This is a genomic window from Falsirhodobacter halotolerans (genome assembly GCF_022899245.1).
GTDB lineage: Bacteria > Pseudomonadota > Alphaproteobacteria > Rhodobacterales > Rhodobacteraceae > Falsirhodobacter > Falsirhodobacter halotolerans.
In genome coordinates this window covers 1-24,209 of sequence record NZ_JALJAZ010000003.1, presented here as the reverse complement: position 1 = coordinate 24,209, position 24,209 = coordinate 1, and the positions used below count along the sequence as shown (strand labels likewise).

The window sequence follows — 24,209 nt, the reverse complement described above, 5'->3', positions numbered from 1 at the left end:
TTTACCAATCCAGCCTCACCCGCGGCTCGGCCACGCCGATCACGGGGGTGCCGTTCAGCATGGGTGTGCAGACGAAGGTCTTGCCCCCATGCGGCTCGGCGCGTCGGCCCGCCGCGTCCATCCCCTCCATCGCCGAGGTGACGAACAACGTATCCAGCGCGGGCCCGCCGAACACGGGGCATGACGTCTGCGAGGCGGGAAAGGTCTCAGCCCCCAGCAACGCCCCATCGGGCGCATAGCAGGCCACCCGGCCCGCGCCCCATTGCGCGATCCAGACCCGCCCTTCGGCATCCACCGTCGCCCCGTCGGGGTTGAGACCGAGGGCGGAGAGATCCAGAAACACCTCCGCCCCACCCACGGGCCAGCCGGTCCGGGGGTCCAGCCCTTGCCGGAACACGATCCCTTCGGCGGTGTCGGAAAAATACGCGCAGCCCCGCGCGGCGTCGAAACAGGTGGAATTCGGGATCGTCATCCCCTTGCGCAAGGTGCGCACCTCGTCCTGATACCAGCGATAAAGCGCGCCGGCATTCACCTGCGCCTGCCGCCCCATCGTGCCGATCCAGAAGCCGCCCCACGGATCGGCCTTGCCGTCATTGCTGCGCGTGTCGGGTCGGTCCGCCTCCAACGGGCACAGGATCCGGCGCTCATCGGTGGCGAGGTTGAGAACGCTGAGACCCTTGGCCGTGGCCACGACCAGCCGGTGGCGATCCACCCATCCGGCGGCCGAGGCGGGATCGTCGAACATCCAGTCCTGCCCCGCCCCGTGCAGGCTCTGGCCCAGAATGTCGAACCAGAACAACTCCTGCCGTTCGGGATGCCACAGCGCGCCTTCCCCCAGTTCCAGCGATCGGTTGTCGTGGATCATGCGTCCTCCTCCCTTTTGCGCCAAGCCGCCACCAGACCCGCAAGGCCCGCATCCACCCCGGACACCACCGGCGGTGCCAGCCCCACATGGCGCAGCGCGCGGACATAAAGCTCGGCCAGCGGGCCGTCGCCCACCACCAGGACCGCGCGGCCCAGCCACCACGGTTTGGCCGCCGCCAGTTCGGCCCCGATCAGGGCCCCTGCGGCGCGGGCGCGCGCGCCCTCCGGCTCAACGCTCAGCGCGGACAGGCGTGCCGCCAGCGCCTCGGGGCGCGAGAGGGTCTGGGCCAGCGCGGCGTCGAACACCTCGCCGTCGATCTCCGGCCCGGCCAGCAAGGGCGCGAGGGAGGAGTGGCGGCCCAGAAGATCCAGCATCTCCCCTGTCAGGAAGGTGCGGAAATCCGTCACCTCCCCCGCGCTTACGGACACCCAAGCCGACCGCGCGCCGGTCAGGCAGATGACTCCGTCGAAATCGGGATGGGCCTGCACGATGCCCGCCACACGCGCCGCCCCATCGGTCAACGCATCGCGCGACGGGGCGGCTTGGGACAAGCCGGGCAGGCGATGCAAGGTCATGCCCGCGCCCGTTTCCGGCGTTGCAGGACCAAGCGGCGGACAGGGCACGGCGCGCAGCATCGTCGGGCCGTCCGCCACCATGACCCGCGGCGGCGCGGGGATCGCCCACCCTGCCACCAGATCGGCGATGGGGGTGGATCGATCCCCCTCCACCTGTCCCAGTACCTCGGGCCCGGACATCGCCCAGACCCGCAGCGTTTCGTCATGGCCTTCGGCGGCAATCCATTCGGGTGTGATCATCATGCCGCAGATGATGCCGTCAATGGCTGTCTTTTCCAACCGCCGATCCGCGCTGACCGCGAAGGAAATCGAAATCTGCCCCGGTATCGGCCCCTTGGACATGGGTATGGAACAGCTGCGCATATCCCCCGATCGGGGGGGCGACGGGCGGGGTCCACGCGGCCAGACGTTCCGCCAGTTCCGCCTCGGGGATGTCCAGATGCAGACGGCGCGCCTCCACGTCCAGTTCGATCATGTCCCCGCTGCGCACCACGGCCAGGGGCCCCCCCGCCGCCGCCTCGGGCGAGGTGTGCAGAACCACCGTGCCATAGGCGGTGCCGGACATGCGCGCATCCGAAATGCGCACCATGTCGGTGATCCCCTTGCGCAGGACCTTCGGCGGCAATCCCATATTCCCCACCTCGGCCATGCCGGGATAGCCTTTGGGGCCGCAATTCTTCAGGACCATCACGCAGGTCTCGTCGATGTCCAGCGCCTCGTCGTTGATGCGGGCCTTGTAGTCGTCGATGTCCTCGAACACGACCGCCCGCCCGCGATGACGCAGAAGATGCGCGCTGGCAGCGGAGGGTTTCAGCACCGCCCCCTTGGGCGCCAGATTGCCCCGCAGAACCGCGATGCCGCCATGGGTGGCCAGAGCGCGGTCCACAGGGCGGATCACATCCTCGTTGTGGTTCACGGCATCCGCGACCTCTTCCCCGATGGTGTGGCCCGACACGGTCAGCGCATCGCGGTTCAGCAGCCCCGCTTCATCCAAACGTTTAAGAACTACTGGCAAGCCCCCGGCATAAAAGAATTCTTCCATGAGATACTTGCCGGACGGCATCAGGTTGACGATGGTCGGCACGTCCCGTCCAAGCCTGTCCCAATCGTCCAGCGTCAGGTCGATCCCCGCACGGCCGGCCATGGCCAGAAGATGGATGACCGCGTTGGTGGACCCCCCGATCGCGCCATTGGTCCGAATGGCATTCTCGAACGCCGATTTCGTCATGATATCCGATGGTTTCAGGTCATCCTTCACCATCTGCACGATGCGGCGGCCGGTCAGCTGGGCCATCACACGGCGGCGGCTGTCCACCGCAGGAATGGCTGCGTTGCCCGACAGCGCCAGCCCAAGCGCCTCGGCCATGGAGGCCATTGTGCTGGCCGTGCCCATCGTGTTGCACGTGCCCGAGGATCGGGACATCGACGCCTCGGCCTCAAGAAATTCGGCCTGGGTCATCTGACCCGCCTTCACCATTTCCGAAAATTTCCACAAATGGGTGCCCGAACCGACCCGTTCCCCCCGGAAATAGCCGTTCAGCATCGGGCCGCCCGTCACGACGATGGACGGCAAATCGACGCTGGCCGCGCCCATGATCAGGCTGGGCGTGGTCTTGTCGCAGCCCACCAGCAGGACGCAGCCGTCGATCGGCTGGCCGCGGATCACCTCCTCCACCGCCATGGCGGCAAGGTTGCGATACATCATCGCCGTCGGGCGATAGGTGTTCTCGGAGGCCGAGAACACCGGCACCTCTACCGGAAAGCCGCCCGCCTCCCAGACGCCGGCCTTCACCTTTTCGGCCAGTTCCCGCAAATGCCCGTTGCAGGGGGTGAGATCCGACCAAGTGTTCAGGATGCCGATCACCGGCCTTCCATCAAACAGATCATGCGGATAGCCCTGGTTCTTCATCCAGCCACGATGATAGATCGTGTCCCGCGACGTGCCGCCATACCAATGCTGCGACCGCAGGGGGCGCGGCCAGGGTGCAGGGGTGAAACTCATGTCCAGCCTCCGTCGACGGTAAAGTTCTGCGCGGTGCACATCCGCGCCGCATCGGACGCGAGAAAGACCGCCATATTGGCGATATCGTCGGGGCGAAGGTCGCCGGGCAGCCACTGTTCCTGGGCGATGCGTGCCCGTGCGGCGTCATCGACCCACAGGCGCAATTGCCGTTCGGTCATCACCCAGCCGGGGGTGATGGTGTTGGCCCGGATGCGATCACGCCCCAGATCCTGCGCCAGCGCGCGGGTGAACCCGTGCACCCCCGCCTTGGCCGTGGCATAGACGGGGTATTCCGCCCCGCCGATCATCCACGATACGGAGGCGAAGTTGATGATCGCTCCGCCCCCCGCCTCGCGCATCATGGGGATCACCGTTTGGGCGGCGAAGAACTGATGGCGCAGGTTCACGGCGATGGTCGCGTCGAACGCTTCGGGCGTCAGATCGGTCAGGCTGTGACGCCGGTCGTTGGCGGCATTGTTCACCAGAACGGTGATCGGCCCGTGATCGCGTGAAAAGGCCAGTATGGTCGCCTGCAAATCCTGCGTCCGCGTCAGATCGCAGCGCAGAAACGGCGCCGCCAGACCCTCGCGCGACAGGCGGGCCGAAAGGGCCTGCCCCTCCGCCTCGGCAATGTCGAGAAAGCAGGCCACGGCCTTCTGGCGGGCGAACCCTTCGACCAGCGCCGCGCCGATGCCGGTGGCCCCGCCGGTGATCAGGACGACCTTCCCGGCCAGATCGGAATACAGCGCGCTCATAATGCGGCGACCACGACGGGGCGTGTCGTGTCCTCCTGCCCAAGGGCCAGGGCATTGCGCAGCGGCAGGCCGAATGTGGGGCTCTCGATCTCGAAGATGTCCCCCGGCTCGGCCTTCATGCCCTCGGCAAAGGACAGCGTCGCGGTGCCGAACATGTGGACATGCAGGTCCCCCGGCTGGCGGAAGGCGTCGTATTTGAAATGGTGATGTTCCAGATTGGCGATGGAGTGGCTCATATTCGCCTCTCCCGACCGGAATTCGGCGTCGAATACCGGCGCGCCGTTGCGCAGGATGCGCGACCTGCCGCGAATGTCGGCGGGCAGGTCGCCCACCATCAGCTCCGGCCCGAAGGCGGCGGGGCGCAGCTTGGAATGGGCGAGGAAAAGATAATTGATGCGCTCCGTCACATGGTCGGAAAATTCGTTGGCCAGGCTGAACCCCACGCGATGCGGCGTGCCGTCCGGCCCGATCAGATAAAAGGCGGCGATCTCCGGCTCCTCCCCCCCATCCAGCGCGAAGGCGGGGGAGGTCAGCGGCGCGCCGGGGGCCACGGCCTGAACGCCCGTCCCCTTGTAGAACCATTCAGGCTGGGCCCCGATGCCAGAGGCGGGCTTGCCCCCCTCCATCCCCATGCGGAACATCTTCATGCTGTCCGACAGGCCTTCGGTCGCGTGCATCGCATCGCGCGCGCTGGCCGATCCGGTATGGGTCAGGCCGGTGCCCGTCAGGAACATGCGCGACGGATCGGGATGGCGCAGCGGCACATCCAGCCGGTCCCCGGCCGCCAGTTCCGCCAGATCCACCGCCTCGCCCCCGCCGGGGATCACGGCGGCCAGCGGTTTGCCGGTGGCGATCGCCTGACTGGCCAGATCGAAGATGGTCGCGTTCGGGACAAGCCGGGTCGTCGCGGCGCGGACCACCACGCCGCCGCCCTTCAATTGAGACAGATGCATGATCCTACCCCTGACGGTTCTTGTTGTAGACGTCGAAGATCACGGCGGCCAACAGCACCAGCCCCTTGATCACTTGTTGATAATCGATGCCGATGCCCATGATGGACATGCCGTTGTTCATGACGCCCATGATGAACGCCCCGATCACGGCCCCCACGATCTTGCCCGCACCCCCGGCCATGGAAGCGCCCCCGATGAAGACGGCGGCGATCACGTCCAGTTCGAACCCGACGCCGGCCTTGGGCGTCGCGGTGTTCAGGCGCGCGGCGAAGACCAGACCCGCCAGCGCGGCCAACATCCCCATATTGGCGAATGTCAGGAAGGTCAGCCGTTCGGTGTTGATGCCCGACAGCTTGGCCGCTTTCTCGTTCCCGCCGATGGCATAGATGCGCCGGCCCAGCGTGGTGGATTGCGTCAGGAAGGTGTAGGCCGAGATCAGGACGGCCATCGTGATCAGCACGTTCGGCAGCCCGCGATAGGTGGCCAGCAGCCATGCGATGAACAACAGCGCCAGCACGACCATCGCGTTTTTCGTGGCGAAGACGACCATCGGTTCATCCTCGATCCCGTACTTCATCTGGCGGATGCGGGCCCGGACCGACAGGAACACGATCGCCACGGCGGCCAGCGCCCCAAGGACGAGTGCGGTGACGTTCGGCTTGCCGGGCCCCAGAATGTCCGGGATGAACCCCGTGGACAGCGCCTGAAAGCTGCGCGGGAACGGCCCGACCGACGCACCGGCGAGAAGCCACAGGGTCAGACCGCGAAACACCAGCATCCCCGCCAGCGTGACGATGAAGGACGGGATCTTCCAATAGGCGATCCAATATCCTTGCGCCGCCCCGATGGCCGCCCCCGCGATCAGGCAGGCGGGGATCGCCAGAATGACGGGCCAGTCCCAATGCACCAGCATCACCGCCGACAGCCCGCCGATGAACCCCGCGACCGACCCGACCGACAGGTCGATATGGCCGCAGACGATGACCATCAACATGCCAAGCGCCATGATGACGATATAACTGTTCTGCAGGAACAGGTTCGTCAGGTTCACGGGCCGCATCAGCACGCCGCCGGTGGCGAACTGGAAATACCCCATGATGACGACCAGCGCGACGAGGATGCCGTATTCCCGCATGTTGTTGCGAAGATAGGTCCCGAGGCCCGGTGCCTGCGACGTGTCAGGCGACGCGGTCATTATGCTCTTCCTTCCCCTTGACGATCATCGACATGATGCGTTCCTGCGACGCCTCCTCGCGCCGCAATTCGCCCACGAAGGCGCCTTCGTTCATGACGTAGATCCGGTCGCACAGGCCCAGAAGCTCCGGCATCTCGGACGAGATGACGATGACGCCCCGGCCCTGCGCGGCCAATTCGTTGATGATGGTGTAGATTTCGAATTTCGCGCCCACGTCGATCCCGCGCGTCGGTTCGTCCAGGATCAGCACCTTGGGGTCGGTGAACAGCCATTTGGCCAGAACGACCTTCTGCTGGTTGCCCCCCGACAGGTTCATCACCTGCTGATAGACCCCCGGCGTGCGGATGTGCAGCGAGCGCCGATACTCCTCGGCCACATGCCGTTCCATGCCCCGGTCTAGGACCATGTTGGACGACACTTTCTGCAAGGCCGCAAGCGTGGTGTTGCGCAGGATCGGGTCGTCCATGACAAGGCCCAGTCCCTTGCGGTCCTCGGTGACATAGGCCAGCCCGGCATCGATGGCGCGCCGGACGGTGGACGTGTCCACGGCCGCGCCGTCCATCAGCACGGTGCCGGCGGTCTTGTGGCCGTAGCTTTGGCCGAACACGCTCATCGCCAGTTCCGTCCGGCCCGCGCCCATCAGGCCCGCGATGCCCACGATCTCCCCCGCTTTGACATGCAGGGACACGTCGCGCACCACCATGCGATCGGCATGTTCGGGATGGCGGGCGGACCAACACTCGATCTCCATCAGCGTCTGACCGATGCGGGGGTTCCGGTCGGGAAAGCGGCTGTTCATGTCGCGCCCGACCATCTGGCGGATGATCTGTTCCTCCTCGATCGGGGCGTCCATGGTGGAAACGGTGTTGCCGTCGCGCAGGACCGTCACGCGGTCGGCGACGCGCCGCACCTCGTTCAGCTTGTGCGAGATGATGATGGAGGTGATGCCCTCGGCCTTGAATTCCAGCAGAAGGTCCAGAAGGGTCTGGCTGTCGTTTTCCTGCAAGGACGCGGTGGGTTCGTCAAGGATCAGCAGCTTCACCTGTTTCGACAGGGCCTTGGCGATCTCCACCAACTGCTGCTTGCCCACGCCCAGCTTGCCCACGGCGATGTTGGGCGGTTCGCGCAAGCCCACCTTGCGCAGAAGATCCCCCGACCGCTTGTAGGTTTCGGGCCAGTCGATATGCCCACCCGTCGTGATCTCGTTGCCCAGAAACATGTTCTCGGCGATGGACAAAAGCGGCACCAGCGCCAGCTCCTGATGGATGATGATGATGCCCCGATCCTCGCTGTCGCGGATGCCGCGAAAGGTCATCGGCGCACCTTCGAACAGGATCTCGCCGTCATAGGTGCCGTGGGGATAGACCCCGCTCAGCACTTTCATCAGCGTGGATTTTCCGGCGCCGTTCTCGCCGCAGATGGCGTGGATCTCGCCGGGTTGGACGATCAGGTTCACATCGTCCAGCGCCTTTACGCCGGGGAAGGTCTTGGTGATCCCCCGCATCTCCAGGATGGCTGTCATTGGCTGTCACTCCGCGAATGCGGCGGCCCCGCGCCGGGCAGGGCCGCCCGACGCTTACTTGATCTGGTCTTCGGTGTAATAGCCCGAGCCGATCAGAACCTCTTCGATGTTGGACTTGTCCACCTCGACCGGTTCCAGCAGATAGGAGGGGACGACCTTCACACCGTTGTTGTAGGTTTCGGTGTCGTTGATCTCCGGCTCCGACCCGGACAGGACGGCGTCGACCATGCCCACGGTCACACGGGCCAGTTCGCGGGTGTCCTTGAAGATCGAGGAATACTGCTCGTCCGCCAGGATCGACTTGACCGACTGCACCTCGGCATCCTGCCCCGTCACGATCGGCATCGGCATGTCGCCCGACCCGTAGCCCACACCCTTCAGCGAGGACAGGATGCCGATCGACAACCCGTCATAGGGCGACAGCACGCCGTTCACCTGTTTGTCGGTGTAATTGGCCGACAGGATGTTATCCATCCGCGACTGCGCAACGGCGGGATCCCACCGCAGGGTGCCCACGGTTTCCATCCCCATCTGGCCGGACCCGATCACGATCGAGCCGTCGTCGATCAGCGGTTGCAGGACCGACATCGCGCCGTTGTAGAAGAAGAAGGCGTTGTTGTCGTCGGGGCTGCCGCCGAACAGTTCGACATTCCAGGGCTTGGTGTCGGGGAAACGTTCCTTCATCCCGTCCACCAGGCTGGTCGCCTGCAGCACGCCCACCTGGAAGTTGTCGAAGGTGGCGTAGTAGCTGACATTCTCGGTCCCGTTGATCAGCCGGTCATAGGCGATCACCGGAATGTCGGCGGCGGCGGCGTTTTCCAACGCGTTCGACAAGGTGGTGCCGTCGATGGAGGCGATGACGAGCACGTCCACGCCTTTGACGATCATGTTCTCGATCTGGGACAACTGGTTCGGAATGTCGTCCTCGGCATATTGCAGGTCGGTTTCGTATCCCGCTTCCTGCAACGCCTTGACCATGTTGTTGCCGTCATCGATCCAGCGGGCCGAGGATTTGGTGGGCATGGCGATCCCGACCATTCCCTTGTCCTGCGCCCCGGCCTGCAAGGCAAACAGGGATACGCCCATCGCGGCCACGGCCACGAGCAGCTTGCTCTTCATATGATCCTCCCAAGGTGGCGAAACCCTCCCCGGTTTCACCTTCCGCAATAATGTTGCGCCTTGCGAGGATAACAATCAAATGAGTAAACTGACGTTCTGCATAGCGATTATGGTATCCCATGAACCTGAAGCTGTCCCATCTTCGTCTGATTGCCGCCGTGGCCGAACTGGGGCAGCTTCAGGTTGCGGCGGCGCAGCTGGCGCTGACCCAGCCCGCCGCCTCGCGCATGTTGGCCGATATCGAGCGGATCGTGCGCGCGCCGGTGTTCGAACGCCATCCCAAGGGCATGACCCTGACCCCCGTGGGGCGGGTTCTGGCGCGGCGGGCGCAGGCCATGATCGTCACCATGCACGATCTGGAGGCGGAGGTGGACGAATTGCGGCAAGGCCGCAGCGGCGCGGTTCGGGTTGGGTCGGTCACGGGGCCGGCCGTCGGCTCCATGGTGCCCGCCATCCGGCAGCTGCGCGGGCACGCCCCCGATGCGCAGGTCGCCGTGGACGTGGCCCCCTCAGGCCAGTTGATGCGCGGGTTGATGGCGGGGGATTACGACTTCGTCATCGCGCGCCTGACCCCCGATCTGCGCCAGTCGGATTTTGTCATGCACCCCGCGGGGTCCGAGATCGTGCGGTTTCTGGCGCGTCGCGATCATCCCATGTCCAGCCAGCGGGGCGTGTCGCTTGAGGCGCTCTCACGCTATGAATGGATCATCCAGGAACGCGGCACCCCCGTTCGCCACACGGTGGAGGAGGCGCTGGCCCTGAGCGGTGCGCCCCTGCCCGCGCATGTCATCACCACAAGTTCGCTTCTGGTGATGATGGCGCTCTTGGTGGACAGCAACGCCATCGCCCCCGTTTCGGCCGAAGTCGTGTCGTTGATGACCGGGCCCGGCATGGGGCGGTTCGCGGCGTTGGATGTTGCGGGGGACATGGTCGTCCCCCCCTATTACGTGATCGAGGTGCGGGGACGGCAGATGTCGGCCATCGCCGCCCGCCTGCGCGCCCTGGTTCTGGCGGAACTGCGTGCCGCGGATCGCACGACGCATCACCCCCCGCCGCCCCGTCAGAACGCCGCGCGATAGATGCCCAGGACGTCCTCCACGCTCATGTCCCGGGGGTTGTTGTTCATCAGGCGGCGGATACCGTGCGCATCGGTGGCGAAGCGATCCAGCTGATCCTCGGTCGCGCCATGGGCCGACAGGCGCATCTCCACCCCCAGCCCTTCGCAAAAGGCGCGGGCGGCGGGCAGAAGATCGCCCGTCAGGCCCAGGGCGGCGGCGACCTCGGCCGTCTTGGCCTCGGCCACAGGCTGGTTGAAGGCCAGCACATGCGGGAAGATGATCGCGTTCGCAAGGCCATGCGGCAGATGCAGCAGGGTGCCCAGCGGATAGGCCAGCGCATGGCCCGCCGCCGTGTTCACCGGGCCAAGGCAGATCCCGCCATAGAACGAGGCGAGCATCATGCCCTCCCGCGCCTCGGTATCGGTGCCGTCCTTGACCGCGCGGGCCAGGAACCGGCCCACAAGGTCGATCCCCATGCGGGCAAAGCCGTCGATCACCGGATGGGCGTTGACGTTGGTGAACGCCTCCACGCAATGGGCCATGGCGTCGATGCCGGTGGCGGCCGTCACCGCCGGCGGCACGCTGTAGGTCAGCACCGGATCCAGCACCGCGAGATCGGCGATCAGATGCGGGCTTTCGACCGCGATCTTGGCGCCCGCACCCGGATCGGTGATCAGTGCGCGGATGCCCGCCTCGGACCCCGTGCCTGCGGTGGTGGCCACCTGCACCAGCGCGCAGGCGCGCCCGGCAACCTTGTTCGGCCCGGCCACGTCGGCCAGCGTCTGATCACCGTCCCACAGGGCGGCCACCAGTTTTGCCACATCCATCACCGACCCGCCGCCAAGACCCACGACCAGATCGGGACGGGCCTCGCGCGCCGCCGCCATCGCCGCCTCAAGACAGGCGGTGTCGGGTTCGCCCGGAATGTCGGCAAAGACCGTGACCTGCCCCGAAAGGCCAAGTTGATCGACGAAGCCTTGCGTGTGCGGCGTGGCCAGAACGAATGTTCGCGCGGCGCCGAACACCTCGCCGACCTTGGTCGCGGCATGGGCCCCGATCTCAAGACGTTTGGGCAGATGGATTGTGATGTTCTTCATTGTGCGTTCCCTTTGGCCCAGCCCGGCGCCAGCCGGACGTATTTGATTGCCCGCCGGTGATAGGTGTAGGCGATGTGCAGCGTCCCGTCCGGGGCCTCGAGAAGCCAGGGATAGGACATTTCCTTGTTGCGCCCATCGGTGGAGTTGTTCGAAGTGCAGGTGCCCGGACCATCCTCGATCACCAGCCGATGGGGAAAGCTGCGCCCCCCATCGTCCGACAGACACACCGCCACGGGCGCGCGCGGCACCCCCCAGATCGGCACGCAGCCCCCGGTCGGATCGGCGTCGGGGCGGTCGTCCTCCTCCCCCAGCTCATCATAGAGCGACGCGCGGCGGTCGGCGCTGGTGGCGGCGGAGGAAAGATTGCAGATGACCGCGATCCGCCCGTCCGCCACCCGCGTCGCCGCGATGGAGGAGTTGTTGTTGGGCAGGTCCGTCGCCTGCGGTGCGGTCCACGTCCGCCCGCCATCCCCGCTTTCGCTGCGGAACACGTGATCGGCCTGGCGGCGGCGATAGAAGGCGGTCATCGGCGCACCCGCAACCGGCCCCATATGCACGCAGCCGATGCTGTCCGGGACCGGTTCCAGCGTCCAGTTCTGCCCGCCATCGACCGAGACGCCCATGGCCGCGTCGTCATGGCTGCCGGTCCATTTCTGGCCCGGACGCGGGATGCAGCGGAAAATCGGCAAAAGCCACGCCCCATCCTCGCGCAGCATGACATTGCCGCGCACGAAACAGCCGCGCGGCAGGTCGAGATACCGCCCCTCGCCCGCCACGACGCCCTTGTCGTCGCGGGTCAGCGGGGCCATGCGGATGCGGCATTCGTCCTGATTGCCCGACGGCTGCGAGGTGTGGAACAGCCACATCCGCCCATCAGGCGCATGAAACACGACCGGGTTCTGTTCCGAATGGTCGGGATCGAAGCTGAGCGCGCGCACCGGTCCCCACCGATCGCCGCCTTCGGGAAGAACGCTGCCATGGATGGAAATGTCGGACTTGCCTTCCAGCGTGCCGCCGAACCAGACGCACAAAAGCGCCCCATCCGGCAGCAGGCTGAGAAAGGCCGCGTGATTCTGGATCATCGGTGAGGGCAGGAAGCCCTCGGCCCGCCCGGGGGCCGTGGCGTTGATCTGGCCGGTCATGGCCCCCTCGATTTCGTCCAGACGCATGGAATCCTCCCGTCGTTCCTTGCCGCGAAGGTCGGTCCGTCCGGGCAGGTTGTCAAGTTTGGTTTTTCATTTTCAGACATACTGATAGGATGTGAACATGGTTATACTGTTGTTTTACTTTATTATAACATTGACCTACTCTCGATTTGTCATTCCCTGCACCATCCCTGTTGACAAGATATACCCCTGATTTATGCTTCTCGGACCGGTCTTCGGAGGGGCCGCACAGGGAATGGGAACTTGGCGCGAACCCGCGCCTGTCTTTTTCGGGGAGGTAACGATGATCACGAAGACGCTGGCCCTTGGGGCGGCCTTGGCCGCGACGGGACTGACACCCTTATACGCAGCCGAAGGCGACATCCGCGTCGTGCTGAGCGAGGAACTGGACCTGATGGAGCCGTGCATGGCGACCCGGTCCAATATCGGGCGGGTCATCCTGCAGAATATCAACGAAACCCTGACCGAATACGACACGCGCGGCGGGCAAGGCGTGATCCCCCGCCTGGCGACAAGCTGGGAGCAGATGGACGACGCCACCTGGCGCTTCAACCTGCGACAGGGCGTGACGTTTTCCGACGGCTCCACCTTCGATGCGGCAGATGTGAAACATTCGTTCGACCGCGCGATGAGCGATCAGCTGAGCTGCGAGACGCCCCGCTACTTCGGCGGCATGACGATCAAGGCGACGGTGGTGGACGAGAACACCATCGACTTCACCACCGATCCGGCGCAGCCGATCCTGCCGCTGCTGCTGTCGCTGGTCACCATCGTGCCGGAAGAAACCCCGATGGAATTCACCCGCGAGCCCATCGGCACGGGGCCGTATGAATTGACCGAATGGACGCCGGGACAGCGCATCGTGCTGACGCAACGCGACGGTTACTGGGGCGACGCGCCCGCCGTCACCTCGGCCACCTATCTGTTCCGCAGCGACCCGTCCGTGCGCGCCGCGATGGTCGCCACCGGAGAGGCGGATCTGGCCCCCTCCATCGCCGACATCGACGCCACGAACCCCGACACCGACTTCAGCTATCTGAATTCGGAAACCGTCTATATCCGGCTGGACCATTCGGTCGCGCCGATGAACGACGTGCGGGTGCGCAAGGCGCTGAACATGGCCATCGACCGCGAGGCTTTCATCGGCACCGTGATGGCCGAAGGAACGGAACTGGCCACCGCCCTGGTCCCGCCGACCACGCTCGGCTGGAACCCGGACGTGCAGGTGCCGGAATACGATCCCGAAGGCGCTCGCGCGCTGCTGGAGGAGGCCCGCGCCGATGGTGTGGACGTGGACCAGCAGATCAAGCTGATCGCCCGCACCGGCAACTTCCCCGCCGTGACCGAGGTGGGCGAGGCGTTGCAGCAGATGATGACCGATGCCGGGTTCAACATCGACCTGCAATTCTATGAGGTGGCCGAGCACGAGCAGTTCTACTCCAAGCCCTATCCCACCAATGTCGGCCCCTACATGCTGATGGCGATGCATGACAACGACAAGGGCGACCCCGTCTTCACCATGTTCTTCAAATACGCAAGCGAAGGACGGCAGTCGGGCGTGTCCGATCCGAAGGTGGACGATCTGATCGCCCGCGCCTCGGCCGCGACGGATGACGAACGTGCGGCGCTTTGGTCGGAACTGATCGCTTATCTGCACGACGACATTCAGGCGGATGCCCTGCTTTTCCACACGGTCGGGTTCACACGTGTCGGGTCGCGCCTGGACTTCACCCCCACCATCGCCACGAACTCGCAGCTTCAGCTGTCGCAGATCGGGTTCAAGTAAACGTCGGCCCCGGACGCTCCCCCGTCCGGCCCAACGGAGACACGGATGCTTCATTTCCTTCGCAAACGAGGGCTTGCCAGCCTGATTTCCCTGATCGGGCTGGTCGTTCTCGTCTTCTTTCTGACGCGCCTGACCGGCGATCCGACGGACCTGTTCCTTCCCATCGACGCCAGTCAGGAGATGCGGGACCAGTTCCGTGAGATCAACGGCCTGAACGATCCGCTTATCGTTCAGTTCGGCTATTACATCGGCGATCTGGTGCGGTTCGATTTCGGCGAAAGCCTGCGGCAGGCGCGCCCCGCGATGGACGTGGTGCTGGAAGCCTTTCCGTGGACGTTGCAACTGGCGCTGATCACCATGACGCTGGTGACGGTGTCGGCCATCGTCGTGGGGTCACTGGCCGCGTTCAACGTGGGCGGACCGTTCGACCGGTTTGCGTCCTTCGTATCGTTGATTGGGGCGTCGGCCCCGGATTTCTGGATGGCGATCGTCGGGATCGTGGTGTTCGCGGTCGGCTTCGGCTGGTTGCCGACCTCGGGCACGGGCACGGTCTGGCACTGGGTCCTGCCGGTGGCGGTGCTGTTCATCCGCCCCTTCGGGCTGATCGTGCAGGTGGTGCGGGGGTCGATGATTTCGGCCCTGTCCTCGGCCTATGTGAAGACCGCGCGGGCCAAGGGCGTGAAATCCCGCCCCATCATCTTCGTCCACGCCCTGCGCAACGCGATGCTGCCGGTCATCACCGTGATCGGCGATCAGGCGGCGGCCTTGCTGAACGGCGCCGTGGTGATCGAGACGATCTTCGGCTTTCCCGGTGTGGGCAAGTTGATGATCGACAGCATCATGGCGCGTGACTTCAACGTCGTTCTGGCCGCGATCATGGTTACGGCGCTGGCGATCTTCCTCATGAACATCCTGATCGATCTGGCCTATGCCGCGCTCGATCCGCGCATCCGGCACTGAGGCGAGCATGACCGACACCCCCATCCTTTACGACGAACCGAGCGCCCTGTCCCGCTTCTGGCGGATGCTGTGCGCGGACAAGATGGCGCTGTGTGCCGCCTTCTATCTGATCTTCATCGTGTTCTTCGCCCTTTTCGGGCCGTGGCTGATCGGTGACATCGCCGCCGATCAGGATCTGCGCGGGCGCAACATGCCGCCCTTCGACTGGGATCGCGGGCTGATCTGGGCCTTCGGGTCGGATGCGCTTGGCCGCCCGCTGCTGCCGCGCATCCTTGTGGCGGGGCAGAACACGCTGGCCATCGCCGCCGGCGCGGTGCTGGGATCGGCGATCATCGGCACCACGCTGGGCCTGATCGCAGGCTATTCCGGCAAGATCCTGTCCGAGGTCGTCCTGCGACTGGCGGACATCATCATGTCCTTCCCCTCGCTTCTGATCGCGCTGATCGTCTTGTCGATCCTTGGGCCGTCGGTGACGAACCTGATCATCGTCCTCGCGATCACGCGCATCCCCGTTTATCTGCGGACCACCCGCGCCGAGGTGCTGGAAATCCGCGAGCGGATGTTCGTGCAGGCGGCGCAGGTGATGGGCGCCCCACGACGCCGGGTGCTGTTCCGCCACATCCTGCCGGTCGTGATCCCGACGCTGACCACCGTCGCCACGCTGGATTTCGCCTTCGTGATGCTGGCCGAAAGCGCGCTGTCCTTTCTTGGCATCGGCATCCAGCCGCCGGATGTGACATGGGGCCTCATGATCGCGCAAGGACGCGCCTATCTGACGAATGCGTGGTGGTTGTCTTTCTGGCCGGGGCTGGCGATCATCCTGACCACGCTGTCGCTGACGCTTTTGTCGAACTGGCTGCGCATCGCGCTTGATCCCGTGCAACGCTGGCGGCTTGAGATGAAAGGAGCCGAGAATGGCTGACCATATGCTGGATGTGCGAAACCTGTCTGTGGAATTCCACACCGCTGCCGGCGTCGTGAAGGCCGTGCGCGATGTCAGCTTCCATCTGGACCGGGGCGAAACGCTGGCGATCCTGGGGGAATCGGGGTCGGGGAAATCCGTCTCCGCCTCGGCCATCATGAATCTGATCGACATGCCGCCCGGGCGGATTTCGGGCGGCACGATCACCTTCGACGGGCAGGACGTTCTGTCGATGACCGAGGAGCAGCGCCGCCAGTTGAACGGCAAGCGCATCGCGATGATCTTTCAGGATCCGCTGTCGCATCTGAACCCGGTCTATGCCGTCGGCTGGCAGATCGTGGAGATGATGACCGCCCACGGCACCCCGCGCGACACGGCGGGGGCAGAGGCGCTGCGTCTTGTGACCCGCGTGGGCATTCCCGAACCCGAAGCCTCGTTGAAGAAATACCCGCACGAATTTTCCGGCGGGCAGCGGCAGCGCCTGATGATCGCGATGGCGCTGGCGATGAAGCCGGACCTGCTGATCGCGGATGAGCCGACGACCGCCCTCGACGTGACCGTGCAGGCCGAGGTTCTGTCGCTGCTGAACGAATTGCAGATGGAAACCGGCATGGGGGTGCTGATCATCACCCACGATCTGGGCGTGGTGGCCGAGATTGCCGACCGCGTCGTGGTGATGAACGCGGGCGAGGTGGTGGAGACGGGAACGGCGGCCGAGGTTTATCGCAACCCCGCCCACCCCTATACGAAAAAGCTGATCGGTGCGGCCCCCGGCAAGGGCGCGATGCATGAGCCGTTGCCCGAGAGCGAACCGGTTCTGTCGGTGCGCAATGTCAAGAAGAACTACGGCGCCTATCAGGCGCTGAAGGGGATCAACTTCGATCTGATGCAGGGGGAGACGCTGGCCGTCGTGGGCGAATCCGGGTCGGGCAAATCGACCTTGGCGCGGGTTCTGCTGCGTCTGGACGAACCCGATGGCGGCAAGGCGGTGTGGAAAGGCAAGGATCTGTTCACCCTGCCCCCCGCCGAGCTGTTCAAGCTGCGTCGCGATCTGCAAATGGTATTCCAGGACCCGACGCAGTCGCTGAACCCGCGGATGACGGTCTATCAACTGATCTCCGAGGCGTGGGTGATCCATCCCGAAATCCTGCCGAAGAAGGAATGGAAGACCCGGGTCGCCCAATTGCTGGAACAGGTCGGCCTGAAGCCCGAAATGGCGCAGCGGTATCCGCACCAGTTCTCGGGCGGGCAACGCCAGCGGATCGCCATCGCCCGCGCGCTGGCGCTGGAGCCGAAGCTGATCATCTGCGACGAGGCGGTGTCCGCGCTCGACGTGTCGGTGCAGGCGCAGGTGATCGACCTTCTGGACGATCTGCGCAAGACGATGGGCATCGCCTTCATCTTCATCGCCCACGATCTGCCGGTGGTGCGCGATTTTGCCGACAATGTCATGGTGATGCAGGCGGGCCGCGTCGTCGAACTCGGCCCCGTGCACGAGATTTTCGAACGCCCCCGCGAACCCTACACGCAGGCCCTGCTGGCCGCAGGCCTTGATCCCGACCCCGAGGTGCAGGCAGAACGCCGCCGCGCCCGCCTTGCCCTTCAGACCTGAGGAATTTCGATGACCAAAGAGGCTTACGTCGCCCTCGTCACCTGTTTCAACGAGGATGAGACGATCAACTTCGACGCCACCCGCGCGCAGGTGCGCCGTCAGGTGCGGGCGGGCAACAACATCATGTGCGCGGGCACCAACGGCGATTTCACCGCCCTGACCTTCGACGAGAAGGTGGCCCTGACCGAAGCGGTGGTGGACGAGGTGGCGGGCCGCGCCAAGGTGATCGTCAACGCCGGGATGCCCGCCACGTTCGAGACGATCAAGCTGGCGCGCGAATTCGACCGGATCGGGGTGGATGGCATCGCCGTCATCACGCCGTTCTTCATCGCCTGCACGCAGGACGGGATGGTGCGCCACTTCACCGCCGTGGCCGAGGCGGTGTCCACGCCCGTCTATCTTTACGATATTCCGGCGCGCACGCAGAACCATATCGAGCCGGCGACGGCCAAGGCGCTGGCCGATCATCCCAACATCGCCGGCATCAAGGATTCCGGCGGGGCGCAGGACACGCTTGAGGCGTATTTGAAGGTGGGTCAGGAGAAGCCGGGCTTCGCCGTTTATTCCGGGCCCGATCATCTGGTGCACTGGTCGCTGATGAACGGGGCAGCGGGCTGCATTTCCGGTCTGGGCAACGTCATGCCGGATGTCCTGGCTGCCCTGCTGCGCGCCCACAACGCGGGCGATCATGCCGAGGCGGAACGTCAGCAACAGATCTTCGGCAATTTCCGCAAGGATCTGTATGGCTTGGGCTATCCCCCCGCCTTGGTGAAGCGCGCCCTCTATCTGATGGACACGTCCGTGGGGGCCAGCCGTCAGCCCGCGCTGCTGCCCGAGGCGGATCAGGACCGCAAGATCGCAGAGATACTCAAGACCTACGATCTGTTGTGACGTGACAGGGGTCCGGCGGGGCGCCCGCCCCGCCCGCATCCCGCACCCGGAGGTTTTCGCGTGACCCGTTCCGCCAAGACGCTGCACAGACGCGATCCGTTCACCGCCGCAGGGCTTGTCTTCGCGGCGGATCGGGGGGCGGCCGCCGCATGACCGCCCGGATGTTATACCGCGAGGGTCACTTCGCCGATGCCTTCCACCCCGGCCATCAGGCGTTGGCCGGATTTGACGACCATCGGACCGATCCGCGCGCCCGTGATGACGTATTGCCCCGCCATCAGCCCCAGCCCGCGCCGCGACGCGTGGTTGGCCAGCCAGATGAGCGAATTGATCGTCTGCTCTTGCGTGGCGTTGCCCTTGGCCTCAGCGATCGGTTCCGCCCCCGTCAGGGTGACGTTCAACGTGGTGAAATCCAGATCGCGCCACGCGTCGGTGCCCGATCCGATCACCACGCCCGCGCTGCTGGACTTGTCGGCCAAGGCGGACAGCGGCGCCGCCTCCTTGCGCACGGCAAAGCGCGATTCCACGATCTCGATCGCGGCATGGGCCTTGCCAAGCGCCTCGATCACTTCCTCGCGGGTGTAATCAGCCTCGCGCGGGGGAAGGTCGGACACCAGTGCGATGGCGATCTCCACCTCGATCTCCGGTTCGCGGATGTGGGACGGCAGGGTGCTTTCAATCATCATGTCGCGCGTCAGGGGCGCGGTTTGAAGCGGTTCCGGGCTGCGGATGGCCGCCACCTTCCACGCCGCCACCCGCTGTCCGGCCAGAACCGCATCCTGCACGGCATAGGCGGCCGCCTCGTCCGTCGGGGCCACGCCTTCGGGCAGATGCGCCAGTTTCGACCCGTGTTCGGCATCGCGCAGCAGACGGGCGGCGGTCTGGGTGGGGGTTTCATGTGTCATCGTCAGTCCTCCTCGGATAGACCGCAGGAAACAGCCATGTCCCCACGGATGCAATGTCTTTTCACCCTTTCAGCCAATGGATGCCCGACGTGACCCTTCGCCTTGCCATCATCGCCGACGATCTGACGGGCGCGCTGGACGCCGCCGCCCCCTTTGCCGGGCGCGGCCTGTCCGTTCAGGTGGCGCTTTCGTCCGCCGATCTGCCTGAGGCGCTGGCGGCGGGCACCGATGTCGTGACCGTCAGCACCCGATCCCGCGAGGTGACCGAAGCCGAAGCCTGCGCCATGGTGGCCGAGGCGGTGGCCGCCCTGCCCCCCGGCCTGCCTGTGTTCAAGAAGATCGATTCCCGCATGAAGGGGCATATCGCGGCGGAACTGGCGCTGTTTCCCGAAGGACCGACGCTGGTTGCCCCCGCCATTCCCGATTTCGACCGCAGGGTGGAAGACGGCTGCGTCACCGGTTTCGGGGTCGAGACCCCCATTGCCATCGCGCCGTTGCTGGGCCGCCCCGCCAGCATCCCCGACATCCGGTCCGAGGCCGACATGCGTCGGGCGATTGACGCGGCGCCGGATGCGCTGCTGGTGGGCGCGCGGGGTCTGGCCGAAGCGCTTGCCTGCCGGATGACGGGGCGGGATGCGGCCATGGCCCCGCCTTTGACCGGCCCGCGCGGCACGCTGGTTATCGGGTCGCGCGATCCGATCACCCTGGCGCAAGTGGCGGCGCTGGACGTGCCGCGCGTGTCCGCGCCCAACGGCGTCGTGCCCCCCCTGCCACCGCAGGATCTGCTGGTGATCCAAGCGACGCAAGGAGACCATGAGGCGACCGGCCTTGAGGTGGCCGCGAACCTTGCCCAAGGGCTGCGCGACCATCCGGCCCCCGACACCTTGTTCCTGACCGGCGGGGCGACGGCGGAGGCGATCCTGACCGGATACGGCATCCGCACCATGCGGCTTTTGGGGGAATGCCTTCCCGGATTGCCGGTGGCGCAGGCGGGCGGCATGATCATCGTCGCGAAATCGGGCGGGTTCGGCACGCCCGACACATTGGCGCAGGTGGTGGCCAAGATCAGGACAGGGGGATAACGATGGTCCAGACTTCCGTGACGGGGCGCAAAAGCCTGGGCGAGATCGTGTTCGAGCGGATGCAGCGGGCGATCAAGTCCGGCTCCTATCAGCCCGACGAACGTCTGCCGACCGAACACGATCTGGCGGCGGAGTTCGAGGTGTCGCGCCCCATCGTGCGCGAGGCGTTGCAGCGGCTGCGCGATCAGGGCCTGATCTACTCCCGCCGGGGCGCGGGCAGTTTCGTCCGCTCCATCGGCATGAAGCAGCCCTTGGGGTTCGGGCAGCTGCAAAATGCCGCCGATCTTCTGAACTGCTATGAATTCCGCATCACGATCGAGCCGGAGGCGGCAGCGCTGGCGGCCGCGCGCCACCGTCCCGACACGCTGGCCCCCATCGCCACCGCCCTGACCCTGATGCGGGATGCCACCGATCGCCATGCGCACCGCGTGGATGCGGATTTCGAGTTCCACCATGCGATCGCCGAAGCCGCCGAGAACCCCTATTTCGCCACGGCCATGATCGCCCTGAAGGATCACATCGCGGTGGGCATGCGGTTTCACGGCGCGTCGGTGAAGCGTGATGAAAACGGGCTGTCTTACGTGTTCGCCGAACACAAAAGCATTCACGACGCCATCGAAGGGCGCGATGCCGACGCCGCGCGCCGCCTCATGCGCGAGCACCTTCTGGGCTCGCGCGCGCGGGTGTTCGATCAACCCGCGGCCGGCTGACGGATCACCCGAGGGCCTGCAGCAGCGCCTGCGAGGGCACGCCGGTGGCGGGCTGGCCGATATTGGCCTGGAACGCGCGGATCGCGGCCTTGCTCTTGTTGCCCAACACACCGTCCGCACCGCCGGTATCGAACCCGCGCGCGGTCAGGCGCTGTTGCAGGCGCACGCGGTCGGCCTTGGTCAGACCGTTCGCGTCCGGCGGGAAGGTTCCACGCAGCGGCCCGCCCCCGCCGATCCGATCGGCCAGATGCCCCACCCCGATCGCATAGGAATCCGAGTTGTTGTAGCGTTTGATCGCGCGGAAATTGCCCGTGACGGCGAAACGCGGCCCGCCCGCCTGCGGCTGGATCACGGTGCCCCCCGGTGCGGCGCCCGTCACCTCGGCCCCCCAGCGGGTGCCGCGCGTCCATCCGCTGCGCGCCAGATAGGCGGCGGTGGAGGCCAGCGAATCCGTGGGGTCGTCGGACCAGATGTCCCGCCGCCCGTCCCCGTTGTAATCCACGGCATAGGCGAGATAGGAGGTCGGGATGAATTGCGTGTGGCCCATGGCCCCCGCCCAACTGCCCGTCATGCCCTGCGCCGACACGTCGCCGTTCTGCAGCACGCGCAGCGCCGCGATCAGTTGGCTTTCGAAGAATTGGCCGCGACGCCCATCATACGCAAGGGTGGAGGTGGCGGAGATCACCGGGATATCGCCCCGACGTTCGCCATAGAAGCTTTCAAGACCCCAGACCGCCGTGATGATCGTCGCATCCACGCCATACCGCGCCTCCAGCGCGGACAAGAGCGCGCGGTGGCGGGCATACGCGGCGCGCCCCTTGGCCACGCGTTCGTCCGAGACGGCGATGGAAAGATAATCCTCCAGCGAGCGGGCGGATTCGGGCTGACTGCGGTCGCGGGTGATGACGCCGGGAAGGAACCCCGCCTGACGGAAGGCCGCATCGAAGGTGGATTGTGAAATCCCGCGCGCGACGGCGCGGGGACGGAAGGCGGCGACCCAGGCGTCATACCCGGCATCCGGCACCGGGCGCAGATCGTCCGGGATGGAGGCCGGCCCGCTGGACACCGTGCCGCCGCGCGCGCAGGCGGCCAGCCCCAACGCGCCGATGCCGAGGGTGAAACTCCGCCGATGAATGATCATGATCCTGCCCCTTTGTTATGTTATGGTCGAGTGTAGATCACCCGCGCGGGCGGGCAATCGTGCAAACGGTCGCGGTGGCGTCAACAGACCCCGGCCCAGAACACCGCCGAAAACGTCAGGCCCGTGGAGGCCAGCGCCGCGATGCCGCAGATCACCGCCGCAAATTGCAAGGTGGATGACTGGCCCCGCAGCGCCCACCACAATGGCACCGCGCCCGCAGCCAGGGCCACGACGATCCCCGCGATCAGGATCGTCCGCAAGGTGCCGGGGGCCACACCCATCGCGCATCCCGTCGCCTGCACGGCATAGATGCCGAGAAACGCGACCGACCAGATGACGAACCCTGCAAGAAGACGTGCGACCTCCCTCATGCCGCACCTGCTGCAAGCAGCCGCAGGGCGAAGGGAAAGCCAACCGCGACCAAGGTGATCAGCGCGGTATAGCGTTGCCACAGGTCGGACAGACGGCGGTCGGCCGCGACCCGCCCGCGCGTGGCGGCGGCGATGACCGCGCCCACGACCGCGTGCACCGCCGCATAGATCCCGATCACCCCCAGCGAGGCGGCGGCCGCATGTTCGGTCATGCCGGAAAGGCGCGTCACGGCCCAGGCCAGACCCGCGACCAGCACGACCTGCGCCAGAACCGCCGCCCATCCCCGGGGCATCAAGGCCAGCAGAACCGCCGCCGCTGCCGGAACCGCGACGATCCAGCCCGCGCCCGGCCATGTTTCGGGCGGCCAGCCGGGGGCGCTTATGGCCAGAAACCCCGCGCCGAACAGAAGCGAGGTGAAGGCCGTCGCATCCGCCGTCAGGATGAACCGCATGGCCCACAGCGACGGGGGCGATCCGCTGGCACGGTGGTTCGGAAGGGTCAGGCCCGGCGCCGCCTCAACCCGCGCGGCGGGGGCCGAGGCGCGCATCCACAGAAGGAACATCCCCACCACGCCCGCGGCAAAGACCGGCGCAAGGATATAGACCTTCAGGATCAGGGACAGAAAGACCCCGCCCGTCAGCACCGCCGTGACCAGCGGCAGATATGTGGCCGTCGGCAGCACGATCACCTGCATCGGCGCGCCGGTCATCGGATCGACCCCCATCGTTTCCTGATCCGCGTTCGGCGTCGCCAGATATCCCTGCCCCGCCGCCAGACGGGGGCCCAAGGTGCGAACATCGATCTGGTCGGCCCGCCCGTCCACATGCGGAATGGCCGCAAAGCCATAGGACGCGGGCGGCGTCGGCATCGCCCATTCCAGCGTGCCCGCCCCCCAGGGATCCCGCCGGAACCGGCGACCGAAGAAGATCATCATGATGAGGTCGATCGCCAGCAGCGCGAATCCGATCGTCATCACGAAACTGCCCATGGAGGAGATGAAGTTCAGCACCTCCCACAAGGGATCAGTATAGGAGTGGATGCGCCGCGTCATGCCCAGCAGACCCGTCAGGTGCATCCCGAGGAACGTCACGTTGAAGCCCGCGAAGATCGTCCAGAACGCGGCGTGGGACATATGCTGGACCGGCTGGCGGCCTGTGATGTGGGGCAGCCAGTAATAGGCGGCGGCCATCATCGGAAACACGAACCCGCCCATCAGCACGTAATGCAGGTGGGCGACCACGAAATGCGTGTCATGCGCCTGCAAGTCGAACGGCACCATCGCCAGCATCACCCCCGACAACCCGCCGCAGATGAAGACGAAGAAGAACCCCCCCACATGCAGCATGGGGATGGAAAAGCGCGGGCGCCCCTTGGCCATGGTCGCAAGCCAGGTGAAAATCTGGACCGAGGTGGGCAGGGCCACCAGGGCGCTGGCGATCGAAAAGAACGACAGCGACAGGTGGGGAATGCCCGTCGCATACATGTGGTGCACCCACAGGCCGAAAGACAGAAACCCCATGG

At 65.8% G+C, this 24,209-nt stretch carries 22 protein-coding genes; 8 read left to right on the top strand and 14 right to left on the bottom strand.

The window, feature by feature from the left end; translation table 11 throughout:
• Position 1: 1 nt before the first annotated feature.
• The 8 genes from MU449_RS14795 to chvE are packed head-to-tail and all read right to left on the bottom strand — an operon-like array spanning position 2 to position 8,986.
• Positions 2-865 (bottom strand): SMP-30/gluconolactonase/LRE family protein, encoded by an 864-nt coding sequence (locus tag MU449_RS14795; RefSeq protein WP_244739439.1) that lies wholly within the window; start codon positions 863-865, stop codon positions 2-4.
• Positions 862-1,719, bottom strand: a complete 858-nt coding sequence (locus MU449_RS14790; protein ID WP_244739438.1) for a 2-dehydro-3-deoxygalactonokinase — start codon at positions 1,717-1,719, stop codon at positions 862-864. The genes MU449_RS14795 and MU449_RS14790 overlap by 4 nt, the downstream gene beginning before the upstream one ends.
• Entirely contained in the window at positions 1,700-3,442 is a 1,743-nt protein-coding gene (gene araD / locus MU449_RS14785) for an L-arabinonate dehydratase (protein ID WP_244739437.1), read from the bottom strand. The genes MU449_RS14790 and araD overlap by 20 nt, the downstream gene beginning before the upstream one ends.
• The gene (locus tag MU449_RS14780) at positions 3,439-4,197 is read right to left on the bottom strand and encodes an SDR family NAD(P)-dependent oxidoreductase (RefSeq protein ID WP_244739436.1); all 759 of its coding nucleotides are present in this window, start codon (positions 4,195-4,197) and stop codon (positions 3,439-3,441) included. Before MU449_RS14780 ends, araD begins: the two co-directional genes overlap by 4 nt.
• Positions 4,194-5,150 (bottom strand): AraD1 family protein, encoded by a 957-nt coding sequence (gene araD1 / locus MU449_RS14775; protein WP_244739435.1) that lies wholly within the window; start codon positions 5,148-5,150, stop codon positions 4,194-4,196. The genes MU449_RS14780 and araD1 overlap by 4 nt, the downstream gene beginning before the upstream one ends.
• Before the next feature lie 4 nt (positions 5,151-5,154).
• Entirely contained in the window at positions 5,155-6,345 is a 1,191-nt protein-coding gene (gene mmsB, locus MU449_RS14770; protein WP_244739434.1) for a multiple monosaccharide ABC transporter permease, read from the bottom strand.
• Positions 6,329-7,867: a multiple monosaccharide ABC transporter ATP-binding protein gene (mmsA, locus tag MU449_RS14765; protein ID WP_244739433.1), complete on the bottom strand. Its 1,539-nt coding sequence runs from the start codon at positions 7,865-7,867 to the stop codon at positions 6,329-6,331. Before mmsA ends, mmsB begins: the two co-directional genes overlap by 17 nt.
• 54 nt (positions 7,868-7,921) lie before the next feature.
• A complete protein-coding gene (gene chvE / locus MU449_RS14760; RefSeq protein WP_244739431.1) occupies positions 7,922-8,986 on the bottom strand; it encodes a multiple monosaccharide ABC transporter substrate-binding protein in 1,065 nt (354 codons plus the stop codon).
• Between the two features lie 119 nt (positions 8,987-9,105).
• Between chvE and MU449_RS14755 the strand changes: the two genes are divergently transcribed.
• The gene (locus MU449_RS14755; protein WP_244739430.1) at positions 9,106-10,065 is read left to right on the top strand and encodes a LysR family transcriptional regulator; all 960 of its coding nucleotides are present in this window, start codon (positions 9,106-9,108) and stop codon (positions 10,063-10,065) included.
• Here the strand turns inward: MU449_RS14755 and MU449_RS14750 are convergent.
• The gene (locus MU449_RS14750; protein WP_244739429.1) at positions 10,047-11,141 is read right to left on the bottom strand and encodes an iron-containing alcohol dehydrogenase; all 1,095 of its coding nucleotides are present in this window, start codon (positions 11,139-11,141) and stop codon (positions 10,047-10,049) included. The genes MU449_RS14755 and MU449_RS14750 overlap by 19 nt on opposite strands.
• The gene (locus MU449_RS14745) at positions 11,138-12,310 is read right to left on the bottom strand and encodes a sialidase family protein (RefSeq protein WP_244739428.1); all 1,173 of its coding nucleotides are present in this window, start codon (positions 12,308-12,310) and stop codon (positions 11,138-11,140) included. The genes MU449_RS14750 and MU449_RS14745 overlap by 4 nt, the downstream gene beginning before the upstream one ends.
• A 280-nt stretch (positions 12,311-12,590) precedes the next feature.
• On the opposite strand from MU449_RS14745, the gene MU449_RS14740 reads away from it, so the two are divergent.
• The 5 genes from MU449_RS14740 to MU449_RS14720 are packed head-to-tail and all read left to right on the top strand — an operon-like array spanning position 12,591 to position 18,478.
• Complete coding sequence (locus MU449_RS14740; protein WP_244739427.1) at positions 12,591-14,093, top strand: ABC transporter substrate-binding protein; 1,503 nt, start codon at positions 12,591-12,593, stop codon at positions 14,091-14,093.
• A 45-nt stretch (positions 14,094-14,138) separates the two neighbouring features.
• Complete coding sequence (locus MU449_RS14735) at positions 14,139-15,053, top strand: ABC transporter permease (RefSeq protein WP_244739425.1); 915 nt, start codon at positions 14,139-14,141, stop codon at positions 15,051-15,053.
• 7 nt (positions 15,054-15,060) lie between these two features.
• Complete coding sequence (locus MU449_RS14730) at positions 15,061-15,975, top strand: ABC transporter permease (RefSeq protein ID WP_244739424.1); 915 nt, start codon at positions 15,061-15,063, stop codon at positions 15,973-15,975.
• Positions 15,968-17,587 (top strand): ABC transporter ATP-binding protein, encoded by a 1,620-nt coding sequence (locus MU449_RS14725; protein WP_244739423.1) that lies wholly within the window; start codon positions 15,968-15,970, stop codon positions 17,585-17,587. The genes MU449_RS14730 and MU449_RS14725 overlap by 8 nt, the downstream gene beginning before the upstream one ends.
• 9 nt (positions 17,588-17,596) lie before the next feature.
• Positions 17,597-18,478 (top strand): dihydrodipicolinate synthase family protein, encoded by an 882-nt coding sequence (locus MU449_RS14720; protein WP_244739422.1) that lies wholly within the window; start codon positions 17,597-17,599, stop codon positions 18,476-18,478.
• 164 nt (positions 18,479-18,642) lie between these two features.
• Here MU449_RS14720 and MU449_RS14715 read toward each other — a convergent pair whose 3' ends face one another.
• Positions 18,643-19,383, bottom strand: coding sequence for a 2-keto-4-pentenoate hydratase (locus MU449_RS14715; RefSeq protein ID WP_244739421.1), 741 nt, complete (start codon positions 19,381-19,383; stop codon positions 18,643-18,645).
• Positions 19,384-19,463: 80 nt separating this feature from the next.
• On the opposite strand from MU449_RS14715, the gene MU449_RS14710 reads away from it, so the two are divergent.
• Complete coding sequence (locus tag MU449_RS14710; RefSeq protein ID WP_280517803.1) at positions 19,464-20,465, top strand: four-carbon acid sugar kinase family protein; 1,002 nt, start codon at positions 19,464-19,466, stop codon at positions 20,463-20,465.
• A gap of 2 nt (positions 20,466-20,467) precedes the next feature.
• Complete coding sequence (locus MU449_RS14705; RefSeq protein ID WP_244739419.1) at positions 20,468-21,175, top strand: FadR/GntR family transcriptional regulator; 708 nt, start codon at positions 20,468-20,470, stop codon at positions 21,173-21,175.
• Between the two features lie 4 nt (positions 21,176-21,179).
• On the opposite strand, the gene MU449_RS14700 is transcribed toward MU449_RS14705, so the two are convergent.
• From MU449_RS14700 to MU449_RS14690, 3 genes are all read right to left on the bottom strand, one after another.
• Positions 21,180-22,316 (bottom strand): lytic murein transglycosylase, encoded by a 1,137-nt coding sequence (locus tag MU449_RS14700; protein ID WP_244739418.1) that lies wholly within the window; start codon positions 22,314-22,316, stop codon positions 21,180-21,182.
• A gap of 80 nt (positions 22,317-22,396) precedes the next feature.
• Complete coding sequence (locus MU449_RS14695; RefSeq protein WP_244739416.1) at positions 22,397-22,687, bottom strand: hypothetical protein; 291 nt, start codon at positions 22,685-22,687, stop codon at positions 22,397-22,399.
• On the bottom strand, positions 22,684-24,209 hold a 1,526-nt coding region (locus MU449_RS14690; RefSeq protein ID WP_244739414.1), incomplete at its 5' end, for a cytochrome c oxidase subunit I. The genes MU449_RS14690 and MU449_RS14695, both read right to left, overlap by 4 nt.